We start from the raw sequence: 22,405 nt of genomic DNA, 5'->3' as shown, positions 1-22,405 counted from the left end.
GATCCACAGTACATCGAACCTAACAGGGTCGCCATACGCTCCTGAATTACATATAAGCTCTCCGGGTATTTGGGAAATACTGGCATGAAGGAGTACCATTTGGTGGTATTCATGCCAAAAGCAGCGCACTTCTCGCCAGGTGGTACCCCAGGCAAACGTTTCTGGGTATCATTCGAGAGTTCCTGGGGGATCAGAAAAGGAGAGTTTTCTATGTCCGTGCTTCTCAATGTCTCCGGCCTGTGTGCCGGTATCGAGGACAAGCCCATCCTGCACGGTGTTGACCTGGCCGTCGAGCCTGGCCAGACCTGCGTGCTTATGGGCCCCAACGGTGCCGGTAAGTCCACGCTCGGCCACGTCGTCATGGGCGACCCTGAGTACGTCGTCAACAGCGGGTCCATCACGTTCGACGGCGAGGACATCACGGCGGAGTCTGCGGACAAGCGCTCCGTCCGTGGCATCTTTCTGTCGTACCAGGCGCCTGTCGAGGTGCCCGGCGTCCCGCTCTACAGCTTCCTGCGCACGATCTGCCAGAAGCGCCCCGAGCTCAAGATGACGTCGCGCCAGTTCCGCACGCGCGTCAACGAGGTCATCGACCAGCTCGGCATGGATCCGGCCTATCTCACGCGCGACCTGAACGTCGGCTTCTCGGGTGGCGAGAAGAAGAAGGTCGAGATGCTGCAGCTCCTGCTGCTCCAGCCCAAGCTCGCCATCCTCGACGAGACGGACTCCGGTCTTGACGTCGACGCCCTGGGCATCGTGTCGCGCGGCATCGAGGCGTATCGCCAGAGCTGCGACGGCGCGCTCATCATCATCACGCACAACACGCGCATCCTCGACCGCCTCAACGTCGACACCGTGCACGTCATGGTGAAGGGCCACCTCGTGGCAAGCGGCCCGTCCGATCTCATCGAGCAGATCGACCGTGATGGCTTCGCCACGTACGAGGCCCTGCTCGCCGACAAGCTCGCTGCCGAGCAGGGAGGCGCGCAGGCATGAGTGACATCGAGACCGCCCGCCAGTTTGAGAAGGCCACAGGCGGGCTCTACGACTTCGTAAAGAGCGAGGACGGCTACGAGCGCTTCGACGACGGCCTGTCTCACGACATCGTGCGCGAGATCTCGGCAAAGAAGGACGAGCCCGCGTGGATGCTCGACATGCGCCTGCGCTGCCTCGACCTCTACGAGTCCATGAGCATGCCCGCCAACTGGGGCCCGTCCATCTCCGGTCTGGACATGAGCAACATCTCCTCGTACGTGAGCCCCAAGACGAAGCAGGCAAAGACGTGGGACGAAGTCCCCGAGGACATCAAGGACACGTTCGAGCGTCTGGGCATCCCCGAGGCCGAGCGCACGAGTCTTGCCGGCGTCGGCGCGCAGTACGACTCGGAGATCGTCTACCACAACATGCGCGACGAGGTCGCAAAGCAGGGCGTCGTGTACTCGACAATCGAGGACGCGCTGCACGAGGGCTACGAGGACATCATCCGCGAGCACTTCGGCACGCTCATCACGCCGAATGACCACAAGTTCGCCGCGCTGCACTATGCGGTGTGGAGCGGCGGCTCGTTCGTGTACGTGCCCGCCGGCGTGAGCCTCGACTACCCGCTGCAGAGCTACTTCCGCCTGAACGCCGCCGGTGCCGGCCAGTTCGAGCACACGCTCATCATCCTGGAGCCCGGTGCGGATCTGCACTTCATCGAGGGCTGCTCTGCCCCCAAGTACAACGTCGCCAACCTGCACGCCGGCGCCGTCGAGCTGTTCGTGGGCAAGGGCGCCCACCTGCGCTACTCCACGGTGGAGAACTGGTCCAAGAACATGTACAACCTCAACACGAAGCGCGCTCGCGTCGAGGAAGATGGCAAGATCGAGTGGGTGTCCGGCTCGTTCGGCAGCCATGTGAGCTACCTCTACCCGATGTCGCTGCTCGTGGGTGCCCGCTCCAGCAGCGAATACACGGGCATCACGTTCGCCGGCGCGACGCAGAACCTCGACACGGGCTGCAAGACCGTGCTGTCCGCCCCCGACACGCGCGCGACGGTCAGCGCGAAGTCGCTGTCGAAGTCCGGCGGCGTCTCCACGTTCCGCAGCGAGGTCGTCGTGACGGAGGCGGCCGAGAACGCCAAGGTCAGCGTCTCGTGCGCCTCGCTCATGCTCGACGACGAGAGCCGCAGTGACACGATTCCCGCCATGGACGTGCGCTGCAAGAGCGCGAGCGTCGGCCATGAGGCCACGATCGGCCGCATCTCCGACGAGACGCTCATGTACCTCATGAGCCGCGGCATCCCCGAGGACGAGGCGCGCACGCTCATCGTGAACGGCTTCGCGAACCCCGTGTCCAAGGAACTCCCGCTGGAGTACGCCGTCGAGATGAACAACCTCATCAAGCTCGAGATGGAAGGGTCGATCGGCTAATGGAGACCAACACCATAGAGCTCACGCGCGTCGGCGAGTCGCCCTCGCCGACGTGGAATCGCCTGGACATCAACGGGCACATCGTCGAGGTGCCTGCGCCCGAGCATGACGCCACGGCAGTTGCCGACGCCGCCTCGCAGCATGGCGCGGCTTACGTCAAGCGCCCGTGCGAGCAGAGTCTCGAGGAGCGCTCCGGCCTGCGTAGCGGCCTGGGCACGGCAGCTCAGGCCTGGCTCGAGGCGCGCGCCCTCGACACCGCACAGCTTGACTTCACGCAGGACTCCCCCACTGCGGCTCAGGAGCTCGCCGTCACGTCCGATACGGGCGAGGCGCTGAGCGCACACATCGCGCTCGGGTCAGGCAAGCGGCTCGACGTCGCCATCGTGGCCGGCCCTCTTGCCGCCGGCATGCCCGTCAGCGGAGCGCTCACGAAGCTAGAGCTGGACGAGGGTGCGCACGCGAACGTGCACGTGCTCGTCGCGCTGCCCGATGAGTGCCAGCACCTCAACGACCTGCAGATCACGCTCGCCGATCGCGCCAGCGTGGACGTGACGTACCACCTGCTCGGCGCTGGCCGCTGCTTCGCGGGTATGGACATCGACTGCGCGGGCTACCACAGCGCGTGCCACGTTGACGTTCGCTACCTGACGCGTGACGCGGAAGAGCTCGACATGAACTACGTCATGCGCCTGCGCGGGCGTAAGTCCGTCGCGACGTTCGATGCGTACGGCGTCATGGGAGGCACGAGCACCAAGACGTTGCGCGACACAATCGACCTCGTGCACGGCGGCAAGGGCGCTGCCGGCCGCGAGCAGGAGACCGTACTGCTCACGAACCAGGGCGTCACGAACAAGTCGCTGCCCGTTGTGCTATGCGACGAGGACGACGTCGCCGGCGAGCACGGCGCGACCATCGGCGCCGTCAGCCCCGACCAGCTCGAGTACCTGCGCACGCGCGGCCTGACGGAGGACGAGGCCCAGGCCCTGTTCGCGCGCTCCGTTCTCGACAGTGCCGTTGCCCACAGCACGACGCCCGAGGCCCGCGCAGCCGCCCTCGCCCTCGCCGAACGCGTCATGGGCACCGAGGCCGCAGCCGAGATCGCTGACGTCGCCGCCGACGTGGAAGGGGCGCGATAAGTCATGAGCGACACGCAGCGCGTGGGCGCACCGACGCCTGACCCCTCCATTGTCGGCAACCCCTACAAGAAGGACTTCCCGCTGCTCGTGAGCCACCCTGACGTGGCCTATCTCGACAGCGCGGCGACGGCGCAGCGCCCGGCCTGCGTGCTCGACGCCCAGCGTCGCTTCTACGAGACGATGAACGCCAACCCGCTGCGCGGCCTCTACGAGCTCTCCGTTGACGCCACGCAGGCGATCGCCGACGTCCGCGCCCACACGGCGCGCTTCGTCGGTGCGAGCGACCCTACGGAGATCGTGTTCACGCGCAACGCCTCCGAGTCGCTTAACCTCGTAGCTTGCACGCTCGGCATGTCCCGCCTGCACGAGGGCGACGAGGTCGTCATCTCCATCATGGAGCATCACTCCAACCTCATTCCCTGGCAGCAGGTATGCCGCGCTACCGGTGCCTCCCTCATTTACCTGCGCCCCGACAGCGAGGGCGTCATCACCAACGAGGAGATCGCCGCGAAGATCGGCCCCAAGGCCAAGATCGTCTCCGTGACGCACGTCTCCAACGTGCTGGGCGTCATCAACCCCATCCGCGCCATCGCCGACCGCGCACACGAGATGGGCGCCGTCATGGTCGTGGACGGCGCGCAGTCCGTCCCGCACATCCCCGTCGACGTCAAAGAGCTCGACTGTGACCTGCTCGCATTCTCGGCCCACAAGCTGTTCGGGCCCATGGGCGTCGGTGTGCTGTTGGGCCGCAAGGCGCTGCTCGACGAGATGCCGCCGTTCCTCGTGGGCGGCGAGATGATCGACTCAGTGGCCGAGCAGGACGCCGTGTGGGCGCCCGTTCCCGAGAAGTTCGAGGCCGGCACACAGGATGCAGCAGGCATCTACGCCTTCGGTGCGGCGCTCGACTATGTGGAGGGCGTGGGCCTCGACGCGCTTGAGCACCGCGAGCGCCTGCTCGTGGACTACCTGTACGAGAGTCTCGCGGCACTCCCCTACATCGAGCTCATCGGGCCGAGCGACCCGGCCGCCCACGTGGGCGTCGTCTCGTTCAACGTGCGCGACATCCACCCGCACGACGTGGCAAGCCTGCTCGACACACAGCACGTCGACGTGCGCGCCGGCCACCACTGCGCCCAGCCTCTGCTAGCGTGGATGGGCCTGCAGACGTGCAACCGCGCTTCCATAGCCTTCTACAACGACGCGGCCGACATCGACAAGCTCGTGGCCGGCCTCAAATTCGTCTGGAGCGTCTTCCATGGCAATGACTGATCTGTACTCGGCGTCGCTCATCGAGCACAACGCCAATCCCGATTACAAGTACGAGATGGAGCATGCGACGTGCGAGCACATGGGCGTGAACCCCACGTGCGGCGACGAGCTCAAGCTCCAGGTGCGCCTCGCTGACGACGGCACGATCGCCGAGGCGTCGTTCACAGGCCATGGATGCGCCGTCTCCCAAGCCTCGGCCGACATGATGGCCGACGCCGTCATCGGTCTGGAGCCCGAGAAGGCCCGCGAGCTGTGCCACCTGTTCGGCAAGATGGTACGCGGCGAGGAAAGCGACCCGGCCAAGCTCGAGGAGCTCGGCGACGCGGAGTGCCTGCAGTCTGTGAGCCACATGCCGAGCCGAGTGAAGTGCGCCGAGCTCGCCTGGCGTACGCTCGACGAGATGCTGGGAAGCGCCGCTGGGTCTACCGGGTCAGGAGAGGCCACGACGACGGAGTAACCTTCTCGGACGGCTATCGTACTGGCGGGCGGGGCGTGTGCTCCTGGCTCGGTCAGTCCTCGTCTCGCACAGGCAGAGGGGCAGTGGATGCGTAACCTGAAGACAGGGACGCGCCGCTGCCCCTCTTGTGTGCACTGCGGAATCGCGCCCTGAGCGCACGCTCCGTCCGCGACGGCGCCCCAGCACAGACGAGAGCCTACCGGGACGCCCCCGAGGAGACGTCCAGCGCGAGCGCGTCAAGCAGGGCCCCACGCTCGTTGGGGAGCCGGCCGTCTATCACGCGGGTCAGCAGCATGCGCAGCTCGTGGCCGACTTCGGGGCCGCGCGGAACACCGGCAGCCATGACGTCAGCACCGCTGATGGCGAGGTCGCGCACGCGATATGTCTGTCCCTCGCGCACGACCTGCTGGAATATCCTCTCGACGTTGTCGAGGTTCGCCATGCGGTTCGGGATCGAGCTCGGCGCGTGTGCAAGGGCGTCGGCACGCTTGACCTGCATCAGCTCGCCAAACAGTTGCTCGGCAATCGCGTCGGAGCCCGCATAGGCGCGCGATAGGCGAGCAAGCATGCGGCACACACCGCGCGAACTCGGGTCGATGTGGTGATCGTGCACGCGAATAAGCAGGCAGGCGTGGTCGATGTCGAGCGAGCGCCAGCGCAGTCGGCGGAATATGCTGCGCGCGATGCGCGAGCCGACCTCCTCGTGCTCGTAGAAGTGGCCACGTCCCATCTCGTCCATCGTGTACGTCGCCGGCTTGCCGACATCGTGCAGCAGCGTCGCGTGGCGCACGAGCGTCGACGCCTTCGGGTCGAGCAGCTCAAGCGCGTGGAGGCAGTGCTCCCACACGTCATGAACGTGCCAGCGGCTATGCTGCTCGAAGCCCACCATCGGAGCAAGCTCGGGAACGACGTGTGTGACAACCTGTGCGTAAGAGCGCAGCGTCTCGACGGCGCGCTCGCCAGCCACGATGCCATCGTACTCCGTGGCGATGCGCTCCTCTGAGACACGGTCGAGCTGATCAAGGTTCTCGAGCAGCGCCTCACGCGTCGCATGCTCGACGACGAAGCCCAGCTTAGATGCAAAGCGAACGGCGCGCAGGATGCGCAGACCATCCTCCTCGAAGCGCGCGCGGGGGTCACCGACAGCACGTATGACGCCCGCCTGCAAGTCACGCCTGCCGTCGAACGGGTCGACGATACCGCGCTCAGGATTCCACGCCATGGCGTTGATCGTGAAGTCCCGCCGGGAAAGATCGTCCTCGACGCGCGTCACGAACGTCACCTCGTCGGGGTGTCGGCCGTCGGAATAACGGCCCTCCGTGCGAAATGTCGTGATCTCGACAGGCTGACCCTCGATGAACACCGTCACCGTGCCGTGCTTGGCGCCCGTCTCGACAACGGAGTAGCCCCGGGCCTGAAACACGTCACGAACGCGCTCCCATGGGGCGTCCGTCGTGACGTCGACGTCGTGGCAGGGGCGCCCGAGGAGGCCATCGCGCACGAAGCCGCCCACGAGAAAGCCCTTGTGGCGCGCCATACGCAGCACGTCAAGGGCGGTAAGCGCCCATGACGGGACAAGCTTCGGATCGATGTTCTTTGCGATGCGGGTGTCCCCCACAGGTGCCTCCCTCCCAGAGATCGCGCGTAGACAGCCAGTCCAGCCCAACCGCTATGTCGTGGTGCAGAACTCCACCATAGTAGCCGACTTGGAGCCTACCGGACGCGTCTATCTTCATCTGATACCTTCCGCTAACAAGAGATTACCGCACATCTCTGGGAATCGACCGCTGAGAGATGCCCCATGTCGCACTTTTGCGCGTTGTGCTGCGTCCCTCCCCCAGCCACCTCGCGTTTTGGGATAATGCACACGGTTTTTCTGACACCTGCCGAGGCAGTCTTTCGCTTTCCCGGCACACATCCAAGGAGGGTCCCATGTCCATCGGTTCCCCGTTCCTCAAGCCCGTGCCCACGTCAAGCGCCGACTTTGCCCACGACGCGGCATACGTCGTCGCAAAGAACGCCGTCACGGCCAACGGCATCATGAAGAGCGCTCGCGTGCCGGAGCAGGCCGCACGCGCCACGACAGCCTTCACGATCCAGGTGACGCCGCAGGGCGCCATCACGAACCAGAAGCAGTCTGGCCGCTGCTGGATGTTCGCTGCCCTCAACGTTATGCGCCGCGAGGTCATGGTGAAGCACAACCTCGAGACGTTTGAGCTTTCCCAGGCCTACCCGCTGTTCTGGGACAAACTCGAGCGCTCCAACTGGTTCCTCGCCAACGTCCTCGACATGCTCGACGAGCCGCTCGAGAGCCGCGAGTGGGCCTACCTGCTCGCCGACCCGCTGTGCGACGGCGGCCAGTGGGACATGTTCGTCTCGCTCGTGCGTAAGTAAGGCGTCGTCCCCAAGGAGGCCATGCCCGAGACCGCGTCCTCCTCTGCCACGCGCGAGATGGACACGTACCTCACGAAGCTGCTGCGCGCCGACGCCGCCGAGCTGCGCCGCGCCCACGAGGCCGGATCGAGCGCCGACGAGCTCTCCGCGCGCGTCCCCGCCATGCTGCAGGCCGTGCGCCGCATCCTGTGCACGTGCCTCGGTGAGCCGCCCGCATCGTTTGACTTCCGTGCCCGCACGAAGGGCGACAAGCCCGAGACGATCGAGGCGCTCAACATCACACCACAAGACTTCTATGCCCAGTACGTGGGCCTTCCGCTTGAGGACTACGTGAGCGTCATCAGCGCAAACACGGCTGACAAGCCGTTCGGCCACACGTATACGGTCGAGCGCCTGGGCAACGTGGCCGAGGACGGCCAGGTTAAGTACCTCAACCTCCCGATCGAGCGCCTCAAGGAGCTCGCGGTCGCCCAGCTGCGCGACAACCGCCCCGTGTGGTTTGGCAGCGACGTGGGCCAGTTCGGTCTGCGTGACGACGGCATCCTCGACACGAATGCCGTCGACGTCGACACGCTGTTCAGCATTGGAGCCGAAGGGACGCCCTCCAGCCTGCTCATGGATCGCGCGACGCGCCTCGACTACGGCGACTCCTGCATGACGCACGCCATGGTGCTGCAGGGCGTCGACCTCGACGCCAACGGAGCGCCCACGAGCTGGCGCGTCGAGAACAGCTGGGGCAAGGACTTCGGCAAGGACGGCTTCTACGTCATGAGCGACGCCTGGTTCAGCGAGTTCGTCTACCAGATCGCCGTGCCCAAGAGCTACCTGAGCTCCGATGAGCTCGCGGCCTGGGGCGAGGAGCCGAAGAGCCTGCGTCCGTGGGACCCCATGGGCACGCTCGCGAGGTAGTTTTTCTTCTCTTTTCAAGGCGTTGCGTGCGCATCGACCAAGAAAACCTTGCACACGGACGAGGGCTCGTTTGCTCTGGCGCAGTTCTGCAGCCGCGCCCTTCGCGGCGAAGCTGTTTGAGCACAGAGCAAATGAGCCCTCGGCCCGACGGCAGTCATACGAGATATTGAGGAAGGACTTCCAGATGTTACAGGACATCACACCACAGGAGCTCAACGAGTTTGCTGGCGCGCTCGAGGGCGACCGCTCGTTTGCCATCGCGCGCAACGCCGCCACCTCCATGGGGGTGCGCACCGCCTCGAAGAACCCCATCGTCTATCGCTCGTACCAGGACACGTATTCCGTCAGCCTCACGCCGACGAGCGAGGTCACGAACCAGCGCCAGTCGGGCCGTTGCTGGATGTTTGCCACCCTCAACGTGCTGCGCGACCGCATGATGAGCGAGATGGGCGTCAAGTCCCTCGAGCTCTCCCAGGCCTACCTGCAGTTCTATGACAAGCTCGAGAAGGCCAACCTCTTCCTCGAGAACATGATCCGCCTCATCGACGAGCCCATCGACAGCCGCGAGATGACGCTGCGCCTCGACGCCCCCGTGCCCGACGGTGGCTGGTGGGACATGGCCGTCGTGCTCATCGAGAAGTACGGCGTGCTGCCCAAGGCCTGCATGCCTGATTCGGCCAACGCCTGTGCGACGTCCGACCTCAACGAGCTGCTGAACCGCAAGATGCGCGCTGTTGCCACGAACATGCGCGCCCAGCACGCGGCAGGCGCCGACGAGACAGCCCTGCGCGACCTCAAGAAGCAAGCGCTCGCTGACGTGTATCGCATGCTGAGCGTCGCTCTCGGTGAGCCGCCCGCGCGCTTCGACTTCGACTTCGTTGCCGATGAGCGTCCCGCCTTCAAGCCTGCGGGCGACCCCGAGGCCCTTGCCACGCCCGAGGCGCTCGCTGCCCGCAAGGCCGCCATGGCTGAGGACGCACGCTTCGTGCGCCTGACCAACGTGACGCCTCTGGAGTTCTTCAAACGCTACTGCCACGTCAACCTGCACGAGTACGTCAGCCTGGGCCACGTCCCCGGCGACGGCCGCCCCTTCGGCTCCATCCTGCAGCTCGACCACGACGGCAGCGTTCAGGGTGTGCCGATCCGCATGATCAACGAGCCGATCGACGTGCTGAAGAACGCCGTCATCGCCCAGCTCAAAGCCGGTCATCCCGCCTGGTTCGCCTGCGACGTCACGAAGTTGCTCGACCGCACGGACGCTTCCGGCCTGCTCGACACCGAGTCTCTCGACACGGCGGCACTGTTCGGCGTGGACTATAACGCCTGCGACGGTGCTCCCATGACGAAGGCCCAGAGCTATGACGCGCGCGAGACGAAGCTCAACCACGCCATGACGTTCCAGGGCGTCAACCTGACGGAAGACGGCACCCCCACGGCATGGCGCGTCGAGAACAGCTGGGGCACGGAGAAGTGCAAGAACGGCTACTTCATCCTGACGGATCGCTACTTCGACGCATATGTGGGCCAGGTCATCGTGCACCGCGACTACGTGCCCGCCGACGTCGTAGCAGCCTGGGAGAGCCCTGCCACGCCGGTTGTGGAGATGAAGCCGTGGCAGCCGCTGCTTTTTGGCATGAGCGACTAATTGGGTATTGTAGCCTCTGACGTACGCTGACGCGCCCGGGCGACACACGTCGCTCGGGCGCTTTTCATAAGAGAGAGGCATCCCATGAAGACAACGAGCAACGCCCCGCTCGCTCCCCTAACGACGCTTCACGTGGGCGGTTCCGCCACGACACTTATCGAGACGTCGTCAACCGACGAGCTCATCGCTGTTGTGCGCGACGCCGAGAAGGCCGGCAAGCCCCTGTTCGTGCTTGGCGCAGGCTCTAACGTGCTCATCTGCGACGACGGTTTCGTGGGAACGGTCGTGCGCCCCCGCCAGGCAGCTATCGAACTGCTTTCCGAGACCGGTCCCGACTCTGCCCACGAGGCCCTCGTCCACTGCGAGGCAGGCGCGCGCTGGGATGACGTCGTGGCGTTCTGCGTTGAGCATGATCTGGCGGGCATCGAGGCACTCTCGGGCATCCCCGGCCTCATGGGCTCTGCGACAATGCAGGACATCGGCGCATACGGCCAGGAGATGGGCGACGCCCTCGTGAGCGCGGAGCTGCTTGATCGCGCGACGGGCGACGTGCGCTCGTGGGGCCACGACGAGCTCGGCTTGGGCTATCGCACGTCCATGCTGCGTCGAAGCCTCGAGGGCGAGGACGGAAACGAGCGGAGCTGGTTCCCCACGCCGCGATGGGTCGTGCTCGGTGTGACGCTCGGGCTCTCTCGCAAAGCCGGAGCGGCAGTCAACCACGCACAGCTCGCCCAGGCACTCGGCGTTGAGGTGGGGGCGATCCTTCCCATCGCGCAGATCCGCGCGGCCGTGCTCGACGTGCGCGGCGCAAAGGCCATGCTCGAGGACGGAGCAGGCTGTACAGCCTGCGGAGAGGCAGGGCCGGACTACGACCGCTGGAGCAGCGGCTCGTTCTTCATGAACCCGGTGCTCACGCAGGCACAGGCCGATCGCCTGCCCTCCGACGCGCCCCGCTACCCCGCGCCGGAGGGCCGTGTCAAGACCTCAGCCGCATGGCTCATCGAGCACGCTGGCTTCTCGAAGGGCTTCGGCGCACGCGACGAGGACTCGAAGGCGAGGCTCTCCTCGAAGCACTGCCTTGCGCTCACAAACCGCGGAGACGCGACGGCCGATGACGTCATGGAGCTGGCGCGCACCGTGCGTTGCGGCGTCTTTGACACGTTCGGCATCCTGCTGAGCCCCGAGACCGTCCTTGTTGGGGAGAGCATCTAGGCAACGCGCAACACCCTCATCGCGGCTCCGTACGAGCAGAGTTATGCCCGTGCGGAGCCGTCGCGGTTTGCATCAAGGAACAGCTTGCGCGTCACGAAGTTGTACACCATGACGATGCCGGTGACGACGATCTTCGTGAAGCGGTAGTCGATGCCCAGCACGCTCTGGCCGACCCACATGAGCAGGTCGTTCAGGCCAAGGCCCACGACGGACAGCGCGACGAAGATGACGAACTCGCGGCGGCGGCTCATGTCCTGCTTGTGTGCGAACACGAAGCGCATTGAAGCCAGGTAGTTAAAGATGACCGACACGACGAACGATATCGTCGTACTCAGCAGGTAGTTGACGCCAAAGACCTCCGTTAGGAGGATCATCAAGCCGTAGTCGATGACGAATGCGAGCACGCCCACGACGCCAAAACTCGCGATCTGTCCGAGCAGGCCCGGCCGCTTGCCATCGTCATGCAGAACGTTGTGTGCCATATCAGAACCTCTCAAATCGCGGGGCATCGACCTCGACGTGGGCTCGACCGCCTGTCAGCTCGCGCACGTCAGCCAAAAACGCCTGTTCCTCTCCGAAGCGAAACGTCACAGGCAGCATGACATCCGTCGCAAACACAGCCTCGCCCACACGACCGCCGGCAGCCCCCGCCATGTGCACGACCTTGGCATACGCCCCGTAGTCGAGCCCGACGCGCACGGTTACGCAACTCGTGTACTCGAGCACCTCCGCAGCAGCCAAAGCCTTCTGCGCGGCCTGGGTATAGGCTCGCACGAGACCACCCGCACCCAACAGCACGCCACCAAAGTAGCGCGTCGTGACGATGCAGACGTCGACAAGGCCGCTGTGGCGCAGCACCTCGAGCGTAGGTACGCCTGCCGTCTTCTGAGGCTCACCGTCATCCGAGTAGCGCTCCCGCCCATCGCGCAGCACATAGGCCCACACGTTGTGACGTGCCTTTGGATTGGCCTTGCGGATCTCCTCCAGCACTGCGAATGCGCCCGCTTCGTCAGACGTCGGGAAGGCCGCGGCTATGAACTCGCTGCGATCGATCGTCACGCTCGCCTCGCAGCGCGACGCCAGCGTGCAATAGCCGCTCGTCGCCGCGCCGGAGCTTGCCCCTGTCACGTCAGATGCCATGTCGCCCCCTCAGCAACTACGAAAGCGCCCTGAACAAAGACGGGACCGGCAGGCACTCAGCCAGCCAGTCCCGCCGAAAAGATGCGCTCGTGCGCGAAGCGATGTCCCAGCGCGAATTAGACGCGGGAGATATACTTGCCACCCTCGCGCGTGTCAACCTTAATCTTGTCGCCGACGTTCAGGAACATAGGCACCTGAACAGTGGCGCCAGTCTCGATCTTGGCCGGCTTCGTAGCAGACTGAACGGTGTCGCCCTTGAAGCCAGGCTCCGTCTCGAGGATCTCAACCTCGATGAACAGCGGCGGCTGCACGGCGTAGAGCACGCCGTTGGCGTACTGCATGAGGCAGGTGTCGTTCTCCTTGAGGAAGGCAGCGGCGTCGCCCACGATGTCGCCGGCAACGGGCGTCTGGTCATACGTCTCGTTGTCCATGAACCAGAACATGCCCTCGTCCTCGTAGAGGTACTGCATCTCGCGCGTCTCCATGCGGACGCTCTCGAACTTCGCGGACTGCTGGAAGTTCTGCTCGTTGACGCGGCCCGTGCGGATGTCCTTGTACTTCGTGCGCACATACGTGTTGCCCTTGCCGGGCTTGACGTGCTGCGCCTCGATGACAACGCAGTCCTTGCCGTTGATGTTGACGCCGAGACCCGCCTTGAGGTCGTTGATGCCAAGAGTAGCCACGATAAAACCTTTCAGATCGGTGTCACACGCATGCCAACGCATGCGCAATGCCGTGCCATTTTAGCGCAGCCGCCGGCTCGGGATTTCGCTCCGGCACACTGTCGGTATCCATCTCCGTAGGTTCTGCGCGTTTTCTCCGAGGAGTCGGGCGCGAACCTGGAAGAAAGTACCTCGAAACGCAACGACGTTACGCGTCGATGACGACGAGGTCGTGCGACGCGCGCGTGAACACGTCGAAGCCGTCGGACGTGACGACGCCGTAGTCCTCGAGACGCACGCCCCCGAAGCCGGGCAGGTAGACGCCAGGCTCGACCGTCACGACGTGCCCGGGCTCCATGACATGCTCGTCGAGGCGCGAGAAGCGAGGCTCCTCGTGGATCTCGAGGCCGACGCCATGGCCCAGGCCATGCTTGAAGTAGTCGCCGTAGCCTGCCTCGCTGATGAGGCGCACCGCCAGGTTGTGGATGTCCTTGCCGATGACGCCTGGGTGAACGGCGGCCTCGCAGGCCTCATTGACGCTACGGACGAGGTCATAGAGGGCGCGCTGCTTCTCGGAGGGCTGGCCCACGACGACAGTGCGCGTCATGTCGCTCTTATAGTCGCCCAGACCTGCGCCGTAGTCCATGAGCACGAAGTCACCGATCTGCACGACACGCTCGCCGGGCTGGGCGTGCGGGTTGGCAGTGTTGGGGCCACTCGCGACGATCGTGTCGAACGACAGGGCGTCCGCGCCATGAGAGAGCATGTAGTTGTCGAGCTCGACACGCAGCTGCAACTCCGTGAGGCCCGGGCGGATATAGGAGCACATGTGCTCGAAGGCGTCGTCCGTAATGGCCTGGGCCTTCCTCATGGCTGCGATCTCGGCCGCGTCCTTCACGGCACGCATCTGAATGAGGTCGCCGTGCAGCTGCGGGAGCAGGCAAGCGACGGAAGCCGACTGCAGCGCGCTCAACAGGTCGTTGTAAAACGAGAGCTGCACCGTGTCCTCGATCGCAACGACGCGCGAGCGTGTCTTGGCGACCATGGATGCCACCCAGGCAGGCGCGTCAACGATGTCCATGTCGAGCTGCCAGGCCGTGTCCGTGCCGAGTCGCTCTACGAACGTGTTGTAGTAGCGCGAGTCCGTGTGCAGCCACAGGCCGTCCGCCGTGACGAACGCCGTGTGCGCGAGCTCGAAGTCGAACGTGCGCGCCGCGCCGGTCAGCCAGCGCAGATCGGGATTGTTGCGCAGCACGACGGCGTCGTAGCCTCGCTGCGCCATGAGGGCACGCAGGCGCTCGACCCTGCCACAAGCCGCCAGAACCTCGGAATTCATTGTGAAGCGCTCCTTTCAAAGGATGGAAGACAGGTTGGGTCGCCCCTACAGCAGCCCCTCGTCGTAGAGGAGCTCGCCGACGGAATAGGCCACGTCGATGAACGACAGGCCGCGGATGTCGAGCACGTAGTCCGCCGCCTGCTCATAAAGCGGACGGCGATGTGAGAGCAGACGAGCCGCCTCGTCATACGTGCCCAGATCGGGCCTGATCTCGGGATGTGTGATGTGGGAGAGCGCCTCGTCCAGGTCGAGGTCGAGAAAGACGACCTTGCCCATCGTGCGCATGAGCTCAACGCTCTCTGGGCACTCCACGATGCCGCCACCACACGAGATGAGACAGCTCTTTTCCGAAAGAAGCGAGCGCAGGGCGGCGACCTCCATAGCGCGGAACGCCGGCTCGCCCACCGTGTCGAAGAGTTGCGCCACCGAGGCATGCTCGCGATGAACGACCATGCGGTCCGTGTCCAGGTGCCGACGATTGAATAGGTGGCCAAGATTTCGGGCCACTGTCGACTTGCCGGCTCCCAGAAAGCCTATGAAAAAGATATGATCGCATCCCGCATGGCGCGTGTAGCCATCGGGCGTCGTGCCGTCTTGCATGTGATGCTGGTCCGTCCTGCAGCGTCGCGAGGCGCGCAGCTTCGCCTTCCGTGGGTTTCCATGCGATTTTACCACGGGAGCTGCGCGAACAATCTCAGCATGAGGCATGCGCCGCCCGCAAGCGCGATATACGGGCCGAATGCAAACGTCCGCTGGCCACGCGCGAGCGACACGGCACAGCCCGCCAGGCTTGCAAGGAAAAGGACGGCGACGATGCCCGGGCCAAGCCACAGCGCCAGGGCCGAGAGAAGCTTGACGTCACCCAGACCGATGCCGTGTCTGCCCCGCATCGCACGCCACAGCGCCTCAGCCGCAAGAAGGACGCCCAACACACCCGCTGCACTCAGCAGACGGGAGCCGTCGGGAGCGAGGCCGGAGAAGGACGTACTCACCAGCAGGCCGCTCGCATGCAGCGCAAGCTGGACGAGCGCACAGAGAGCCACGATAACAACGCACGCGTTGGGGATGCGCCGCTCGATTGCGTCCACGAAGGCGCCCGTGCCAAGAGCCGCAAGCGTCAGGGAAACGCAGGCCCATGCGCAGGCGACCGCCACGAGACGCTACTCCCCTTCGGGCTTCCTGTCAGCGAGCACGCGCCGCTCGAGACCTCGGAAGGCCAGACCGTGCTTCAGGTCGACGTTGGCCTGGGGGACAACGAGGATGGAGTCCACACCCGCGATGTTGGCGCCGAGGGCGTCTGTGAACAGCTGGTCGCCAATGAACACGGCCTCGCGACGCCTCACACCCACCTTGCGAAGGGCATGCCAGATGGCGAACGGAAGCGGCTTGAGCGCACAGGCAACAAGCTCGGCACCGATGTCCTGTGCGTTTCCCCGCACGTTCTTCGCCCAGTTGTTTGAGACGATGCACAGGCGAAAGCCCCGCTTGCGGGCCGACGCGAGCCAGGCGCGCACGTCATCGGGCAACACGTGCGTGTCGCGTGGGACGATCGTGTTGTCGCGGTCAATGAAGATGCCTCGCTTGCCCGACGCCCAGAGGGCGTCGAGGTCAAGCGAGGTCACTCCACGCACGTAGCGCCCCGGCTGAATCAAGCTCACGACGCAAATCCCATGGCCTCGTTATAGGCAGAGCGAGCCGCCCAGAACTCGTCCTCCGTCGCGCAGAACGTGTGCGTGCCGTCAAGCGCGGGCGACGCGACGTAGTAGTAGTAATCCGTCTGCGCGGGACCGGCGGCCGCCTGCAGAGACGCCAGCGAAGGCGAGCAGATGGGACCCGGAGGCAGGCCGAGGTTCGTGTACGTGTTGTACGGGGAATCGACCTGCAGGTCCTCCGTCGAGAGCAGGTCATCCTTGCCGAGCGCGTAGTTGATGGCGGCGTCGATCTGCAGCGCCATGCCTGCGTTGAGACGGTTGTACACGACAGAAGCCACCAGCGGACGCTCGTCGGCGACCGCCGTCTCACGCTCGATGAGGCTGGCGAGGATGACAACGTCACTGAGCGAAAGCGTCGTGGCGCCCTGCGTGGCCCCGCCGAGGCTTACAGCTGCGATCTCGGCCTGGAACTGGTCGAGCATCGCGCGGATGACCATGTCAGCCGTGACTTCCTCGTTGCCAAACGTGTACGTCTTCGGGAAGAGGTAGCCCTCAAGCGAGTCGTTGTACGCGCCTGACAAGAACTGGTACGTCGCCACGTAGTTCGAAGCCTTCGCCTGCGCAAGGAACGCATCGGAAGAGATGCCGAGCGCCTCCTGCACGCGCTGCGCCACCTGGTTGACCGTGAGTCCCTCCGGGATCGTCAGCGACTTCGACGTGTCGTTGGGACCGGCGACGAGCTGCTTGATGACGTCGTCGTAGCTCATGTTGCGCTCGAAGCTGTACGCACCCGCCTTGAGGCTCGAGTCGACGTTGCCCGCCGCCTGCACCGCGTTCATGAAGTCCGTCGTGCTCGTGATGACGCCGGACTGCTGAAGCAGCTGTGCGATGTCGCCCGCGCCGTAGTTGGCGGGAATGCTCACCGAGATGGCGCCGCCTTCGTCCTGCTGGTCGGATGCGGCCCTGAAGTTGACGACGACCACGACGGCAACGACCAGCACGAGTGCCACGGCAACGACAGCACCGACCACAGCGGCGAAGCGCGTGCGGCGTGGGTGCTTCTGCGCCACCGTCTTCTTCATCGTGACGGTGTCGTACTTGTGCATGGACGTGGCACCCTGGCGCAGATCGGCGCCCTGCTCGTCCTGGTCGTCCCGAAGCTCGCTGGGATCGAACGGCTTGAGACTCATCTGTCTCCCCTCGTCGGGCAGTCCTGGCTATCCATCCAGGACTGCAGGAAGAGCGACGCTGCGATGCAGTCTATCTTGCCGCGCATCTGACGCTCCGAAAGCCCCTGCTCATGCAGGATGCGCTTTGCCTGCGCCGACGAGAGCCGCTCGTCGGTGAAGGCAAGCTCCAGGCCGCAGGCGTCCGCCACCTTGCGTGCGATAGCCATGACGCGCTGGGCCTGGGGTCCCTCCTCCCCTGCCATCGTCAGAGGACGCCCGCACAGCAGCATGTCGGGCTCGTGATCCTCGAGCACGCGCTTGAACGAGCGCCCGGGGACCTCCACCTCGTTAGCAGGCAGCACCGTGAGCGGGACTGCCACGCGGGAGGCCGTGTCGCCGAACGCGACGCCGACGCGGCGCTCCCCGATGTCAAGGGCGATCACTCTCATTCTAGCAGCCAGCGCCCTCAAACAGGGCGCGCGCCTGGGTGAGCGCCACGTCAAGACCGGACGCGTCCTTGCCTCCGGCCTGCGCCATCTGCGGACGACCGCCGCCACCGCCGTGGATGGCGGGCGCGATGGCCTTGATGACCTTGCCGGCGTTGAAGCCCGCCGCGACGGCCTCGTCCGTGCCAGCGGCCATGAGCAGCGGCGCGCCGGACTCCGTCACCGTGCCGAGCACGCAGGCGCCCGGCGCAGCAAGCTTATCGCGCACGAGGTCCCACTGGCCGCGCATGCCCTCGGCATCGAGGCCGTCGACACGCGCGATCACGAGCGGATAGCCGGCGTCGATCACGCCGTCGAGAACGGCGTCCACCTTGCTGGCAGCCGCAGCAGCGCGCGCCTTCTTCTCCGCATCCTCGAGCGCCTTGACCTCGGCGGCCAGATCGGCAGCCTTGCGCGGCACGTCGCGTGTGGGAACCTTGAGAGCATCGGCCGCCTCGCGCAGCGTGTGCTCCTCCTCGTTGAGGTATGCAAGGGCGTCGAAGCTCGTCAGCGCCTCGATGCGGCGCACGTTGGCTGCGACGGAGCCCTCAGACACGATCTTGAGCAGGCCGATCTCGGACGAGCGGCGCACGTGCGTGCCACCGCACAGCTCGCGAGAGAAGCCCTCAACATCCACGACGCGCACGCGCTCGCCATACTTCTCGCCGAACAGCGCCATGGCCCCCGATGCACGGGCCTCGTCAAGCGAGCACTCGCGCGTGGACACGGGCAGGTCGGCCATGATGCGCTCGTTGCAGATGCGCTCGACCTCGTCGAGCTCGGCACGCGTCACAGCCTGGAAGTGCGTGAAGTCGAAGCGCAAGCGACCGGGCTCGACGAGCGAGCCAGCCTGGTTGACGTGCGTTCCGAGCACCTGGCGCAAGGCGGCGTGCAGGATGTGCGTCGCCGTGTGATTGCGACGGATACGCTCGCGGCGCAGGTGGTCGATCGTTGCCGTGCACTCGTCACCGACGTGCACCGTGCCGGACACGACAGTGCAATGGTGAACGGTCAGGACCTTCTCGGCGCTCGTCGTATCGCTGACCTGGAGCTTGAAGCCCTCGCCCTCGATGACGCCTGCGTCGCCGACCTGGCCGCCCTTCTCAGCGTAGAAGCTCGTGCGCGGCAGCAGGACGTCGACCTTCTGACCCTGCGTGGCCTCGTCGACGACCTGCTCGTCCACGACGAGCGCGCGGATCTGCGTGTCGACGGAGTCGGTGTCGTAGCCGACGAACTCGTCGCCGCCAAACTGACCGGACAGCGCGACCCAGATCGTGTCAAACTTGCCCCAGGCAACGTCTTTTACCTGGGCGCGGGCACGCTCGCGCTGGGCGGTCATCTCGCGCTCGAAGCCTTCGTGGTCGACGTCGTGGCCCTGGGCCTGGGCAACCTCGACCGTGAGGTCAAACGGGAAGCCAAACGTGTCGTGCAGACGGAACGCGTCGGCGCCGTCGAGCACGCCGCCCTCAGGCAGCTTGGCGAGCGCCTCGTCAAGGTAGGCCTGGCCCGTGCGCAGCGTCGCGGAGAAGCGCTCCTCCTCCGACAGCGTGATGCGATGGATGAGGTCGGCGTTTTCGACGATCTCGGGATAAGAGTCGCCCATCTCCGCGATGACGCGATCGATGTACGTGCCCATAAAGCTGCCCTCGATGCCGAGCATGCGGCCGTGGTAGATGGCGCGACGCATCAGACGACGCAGCACGTAGCCGCGGCCCTCGTTTGAGGGCAGGATGCCGTCGCCCAGCATGAACGTCACGGCGCGGGCGTGGTCGGCAAGGATGCGAAGGCTGATGTCGGCCTTGGGGTCAGCGCCGTACGTGAGGCCCGTCAGGCCCTCCCCGACCGACAGAAGGCCGGTGAGGATGTCGGAGTCGTAGTTCGTCGACTTGCCCTGCATGATGGCAGAAATGCGCTCCAGGCCCATGCCCGTGTCGATGTTCTGATGCGGCAGCGGCGGCAGCGAGCCGTCCTCCTGACGATCGAACTGCGTGAAGACGAGGTTCCAGAACTCGAGGAAGCGGTCGCAGTCGCAGCCGGGCTTGCAGTCGGGGCTTCCGCAGCCCACCTCGGGGCCCTGGTCATAGTAGATCTCGGAGCAAGGGCCGCAGGGGCCGGTGGGGCCGGCGGCCCAGAAGTTATCGTCCTCGCCGAGGCGGGAGATGTGATCCTCGGGAACGCCAAGCGCACGCCAGATGTCGTGTGCATCGTCATCTTCGGTGAAGATCGTGAAGTACAGACGGTCGAGCGGGAGGCCGAGGTACTTGTCACTCGTAATGAACTCGAACGCCCACGCGCAGGCCTGCTGCTTCGTGTAGCCGCCGAACGAGAAGTTACCGAGCATCTCGAAGAACGAGAGGTGGCGTCCGTCGAGGCCAATAGAGTCGATGTCGTTCGTGCGCAGGCACTTCTGACACGACGTGGCGCCGATCTCCTCCATGGTCTTCTTACCGAGGTAATACTGCTTGAACTGGTTCATGCCAGCGTTCGTCAACAGCAGCGACGGGTCATCCGGAACGAGCGACGACGACGCAACGCGACGACAGCCACGCTCCTCGAAGAAGCGAAGAAAGAGCTCACGAATCTCTGCGGACTTCAACGTGCCCTCACTTTCGTCCAAGGCCCGGCGTCGTCGGCGCGTTCCACGAAACAGCAGGTGACAAGCGTTTGCGCGACGACGGGCGTCAATGACGGTATCCAAACCCGCTGATAATACATCCTTGGGGATCATTTGCCCGCCCGGGGTGGCCCGGTGGGAGGAGCATCCCGCCAAATCACAGAATCAGGGCAGGTAGTGGCTGGTTATTGGCCCCTTTGCCCCACACGTGAGGCGCCGCTGTGCCCCCTAAAGCACCTCGCACCAACGCGGCGCACAAAAAAGAACACGCCCGCCGCTACGTAGGCGACGGGCGTATCGAGAAACGCCTGATACTTTTGGAACGCTTAGCGGCCCTCTGGGTGGTCATCCTTGGGTTCCGGTTTCGTGCTCGCAGGGGCGCCATCTGAGACCCGGCTCGGAGCGAAGCCGTCAGTCCCCCTCTGAGACGGAACGTCTTTGTGATGACGGCGAGAACGACGAGAGCGCTGCTCCGCCTTCTCGCGAGTCGAAGCAGCCTCCTTCTCCTCGCGCTGGCGCGCCCGCTCCGCCTTCTCGGCGGCCTTCTGGGCCTCTTTCGCATCCTGAGCCGCGCGCACGGGATCGGGAACGTCGGTGTGGCCGTGCTGTATTGCTGCCTTGATCCGCTCGGGCACTCCCTTGTCGCCTTCGACGTCGACGCCCAACGAGTCGCAGGCAGGCCGGGGGTTACCCTCCTTGTCGCAGAACGGCTCGCCCTTGAACAGCGACCCGTCGCGGCTCACGAGCTGTCGCCCCGTCTTCTTCTCGAAGTAATAGACGAACGTGCCCTTTATGGCGGCCGTCAGTGGCACGGCAGCAATCATACCGAGAATGCCGCCAAGAGAGCCGCCGGCAGAAAGGGCAGCGATGACGAGGACGGGGTGCAGCGACACGGCCGACTGCATGACCTTCGGAGAGATGAGGTTGTCCGTGAACTGCTGCGCGAGCACCGTCACAGCGATGGACAGTACCGCGGGGACGGGCCCGACCGTCAGGCCAACGAGGAAGCCCAGGCCACCGCCGACCCAGGGGCCAATGTACGGGATGACGTTGAGCACAGCCGTCAGCAGGCCGAGCAGCATGGCATAGGGAACGCCCAGGACCCAGAAACCAAGGCCCGCTATGACGCCCGTGCACGTCGACGTGACAATGAGGCCCTTAAGATAACCGGACAGGGAGCGGCCGAACACCGACGTGACGATGCGGTAGTCCTCGCCACGGCGCGGGCCCACGATGTTTGCGACCTCGCGCTCCATGCGGGGGAAGTCCTTCGCGAGCCAGAACGAGATGACCACGGCCATGAAACCCGTGACAAAGCTCGAGAACACCGACTTGATGCCCGTAAACAAACCTGACGCCGTCGAGGAGGCGACGCTGCTCGCAAGCTGGCTCACCTGCCCGCCAACGGACTCGGTAATAGAGGCGAGAAACGTCTGGACCTGCCCGTCAGGGTTGAGCGCAAGGAACTCGTTGAAATCGTTCCAGAGGTCCTGGATCTGCGCCAGAAAGCCGGGCAGAGCGGACACGAAGCTCGCCGCCTGCGAGATGATCGGCGGGAATATGACAAACGACAGCAGGCCGATTGCGGCAAACACCGTGATCATGCCGATAAATGTTGCGAGCGTACGCGGCACATGCAAGTGCTTGTCAAGCGCGTTCGTGATGGGCGCGTAGATGAACGCGAGGATGCCACCGGCAAGCAGCACGCTGATGGCGTCGCCTATCTTGCCAAGGCACCAGCACACGGCAACGACGATGATGCCGATGCCGATGTAACCCCACACGCGAAAGAAACGGCGGCGATAGCGCTCGGCACGTGCCGAGCGCACACCTCCGTCCCCCGCCCTATTCGAGGGGGCGACGTCGGGAATCTGAGGGCTCTGCGTGGACGCAGGCAGCAAACGCATCGGTGGG

General features: G+C 65.0%; 19 protein-coding genes and 1 pseudogene. 8 read left to right on the top strand and 12 right to left on the bottom strand.

Annotated features, from left to right (window positions below; genetic code table 11):
• Positions 1-210 precede the first annotated feature (210 nt).
• Genes sufC through KHZ24_03150 form a run of 5 tightly spaced genes read left to right on the top strand, consistent with a single transcriptional unit; the run spans position 211 to position 5,273 of the window.
• Positions 211-996, top strand: coding sequence for a Fe-S cluster assembly ATPase SufC (sufC, locus tag KHZ24_03170; GenBank protein ID MBS5450202.1), 786 nt, complete (start codon positions 211-213; stop codon positions 994-996).
• Positions 993-2,411, top strand: a complete 1,419-nt coding sequence (sufB, locus tag KHZ24_03165; GenBank protein ID MBS5450201.1) for a Fe-S cluster assembly protein SufB — start codon at positions 993-995, stop codon at positions 2,409-2,411. The genes sufC and sufB overlap by 4 nt, the downstream gene beginning before the upstream one ends.
• Complete coding sequence (locus KHZ24_03160; GenBank protein MBS5450200.1) at positions 2,411-3,547, top strand: SufD family Fe-S cluster assembly protein; 1,137 nt, start codon at positions 2,411-2,413, stop codon at positions 3,545-3,547. Before sufB ends, KHZ24_03160 begins: the two co-directional genes overlap by 1 nt.
• Before the next feature lie 3 nt (positions 3,548-3,550).
• A complete protein-coding gene (locus tag KHZ24_03155; GenBank protein MBS5450199.1) occupies positions 3,551-4,816 on the top strand; it encodes a SufS family cysteine desulfurase in 1,266 nt (421 codons plus the stop codon).
• Complete coding sequence (locus KHZ24_03150) at positions 4,809-5,273, top strand: SUF system NifU family Fe-S cluster assembly protein (protein ID MBS5450198.1); 465 nt, start codon at positions 4,809-4,811, stop codon at positions 5,271-5,273. The genes KHZ24_03155 and KHZ24_03150 overlap by 8 nt, the downstream gene beginning before the upstream one ends.
• A gap of 196 nt (positions 5,274-5,469) precedes the next feature.
• On the opposite strand, the gene KHZ24_03145 is transcribed toward KHZ24_03150, so the two are convergent.
• On the bottom strand, positions 5,470-6,891 hold the full coding sequence (locus tag KHZ24_03145; protein ID MBS5450197.1) for an HD domain-containing protein: 1,422 nt from the start codon (positions 6,889-6,891) through the stop codon (positions 5,470-5,472).
• Between the two features lie 314 nt (positions 6,892-7,205).
• Here KHZ24_03145 and KHZ24_03140 point away from each other — a divergent pair.
• The 3 genes and pseudogenes from KHZ24_03140 to KHZ24_03130 all read left to right on the top strand — a co-directional run bounded on the left by KHZ24_03140 (position 7,206) and on the right by KHZ24_03130 (position 11,433).
• Positions 7,206-8,576, top strand: a pseudogene (locus KHZ24_03140) (C1 family peptidase).
• 184 nt (positions 8,577-8,760) lie between these two features.
• Entirely contained in the window at positions 8,761-10,221 is a 1,461-nt protein-coding gene (locus KHZ24_03135) for a C1 family peptidase (GenBank protein MBS5450196.1), read from the top strand.
• Positions 10,222-10,305: 84 nt separating this feature from the next.
• The gene (locus KHZ24_03130) at positions 10,306-11,433 is read left to right on the top strand and encodes a UDP-N-acetylmuramate dehydrogenase (protein ID MBS5450195.1); all 1,128 of its coding nucleotides are present in this window, start codon (positions 10,306-10,308) and stop codon (positions 11,431-11,433) included.
• Between the two features lie 41 nt (positions 11,434-11,474).
• On the opposite strand, the gene KHZ24_03125 is transcribed toward KHZ24_03130, so the two are convergent.
• From KHZ24_03125 to KHZ24_03075, 11 genes are all read right to left on the bottom strand, one after another.
• Positions 11,475-11,915, bottom strand: coding sequence for a GtrA family protein (locus KHZ24_03125; GenBank protein ID MBS5450194.1), 441 nt, complete (start codon positions 11,913-11,915; stop codon positions 11,475-11,477).
• Position 11,916: 1 nt separating this feature from the next.
• The gene (locus tag KHZ24_03120) at positions 11,917-12,573 is read right to left on the bottom strand and encodes a YigZ family protein (GenBank protein MBS5450193.1); all 657 of its coding nucleotides are present in this window, start codon (positions 12,571-12,573) and stop codon (positions 11,917-11,919) included.
• 116 nt (positions 12,574-12,689) lie between these two features.
• Entirely contained in the window at positions 12,690-13,256 is a 567-nt protein-coding gene (gene efp, locus KHZ24_03115) for an elongation factor P (GenBank protein MBS5450192.1), read from the bottom strand.
• 187 nt (positions 13,257-13,443) lie between these two features.
• Positions 13,444-14,571: an aminopeptidase P family protein gene (locus KHZ24_03110; GenBank protein MBS5450191.1), complete on the bottom strand. Its 1,128-nt coding sequence runs from the start codon at positions 14,569-14,571 to the stop codon at positions 13,444-13,446.
• Positions 14,572-14,616: 45 nt separating this feature from the next.
• The gene (locus tag KHZ24_03105) at positions 14,617-15,171 is read right to left on the bottom strand and encodes a shikimate kinase (protein MBS5450190.1); all 555 of its coding nucleotides are present in this window, start codon (positions 15,169-15,171) and stop codon (positions 14,617-14,619) included.
• Between the two features lie 68 nt (positions 15,172-15,239).
• Positions 15,240-15,725, bottom strand: coding sequence for a prepilin peptidase (locus tag KHZ24_03100; GenBank protein ID MBS5450189.1), 486 nt, complete (start codon positions 15,723-15,725; stop codon positions 15,240-15,242).
• A 6-nt stretch (positions 15,726-15,731) separates the two neighbouring features.
• Positions 15,732-16,229 carry a YqeG family HAD IIIA-type phosphatase gene (locus KHZ24_03095; protein MBS5450188.1) on the bottom strand — a complete coding sequence of 166 codons (498 nt, stop codon included), beginning with the start codon at positions 16,227-16,229 and terminating at the stop codon, positions 15,732-15,734.
• Positions 16,226-17,305, bottom strand: a complete 1,080-nt coding sequence (gene mltG, locus KHZ24_03090) for an endolytic transglycosylase MltG (protein ID MBS5450187.1) — start codon at positions 17,303-17,305, stop codon at positions 16,226-16,228. Before mltG ends, KHZ24_03095 begins: the two co-directional genes overlap by 4 nt.
• A 104-nt stretch (positions 17,306-17,409) precedes the next feature.
• Positions 17,410-17,841, bottom strand: coding sequence for a Holliday junction resolvase RuvX (ruvX, locus tag KHZ24_03085; GenBank protein MBS5450186.1), 432 nt, complete (start codon positions 17,839-17,841; stop codon positions 17,410-17,412).
• A gap of 1 nt (position 17,842) precedes the next feature.
• A complete protein-coding gene (gene alaS, locus KHZ24_03080; protein MBS5450185.1) occupies positions 17,843-20,605 on the bottom strand; it encodes an alanine--tRNA ligase in 2,763 nt (920 codons plus the stop codon).
• 212 nt (positions 20,606-20,817) lie between these two features.
• A complete protein-coding gene (locus KHZ24_03075; protein ID MBS5450184.1) occupies positions 20,818-22,398 on the bottom strand; it encodes an AI-2E family transporter in 1,581 nt (526 codons plus the stop codon).
• Positions 22,399-22,405: the final 7 nt, after the last annotated feature.

The sequence above is a fragment of the Coriobacteriia bacterium genome (genome assembly GCA_018368455.1).
Lineage (GTDB): Bacteria > Actinomycetota > Coriobacteriia > Coriobacteriales > UMGS124 > JAGZEG01.
Note: the sequence above shows the minus strand (reverse complement) of the source record. Positions and strands in the feature narration are given on the sequence as shown.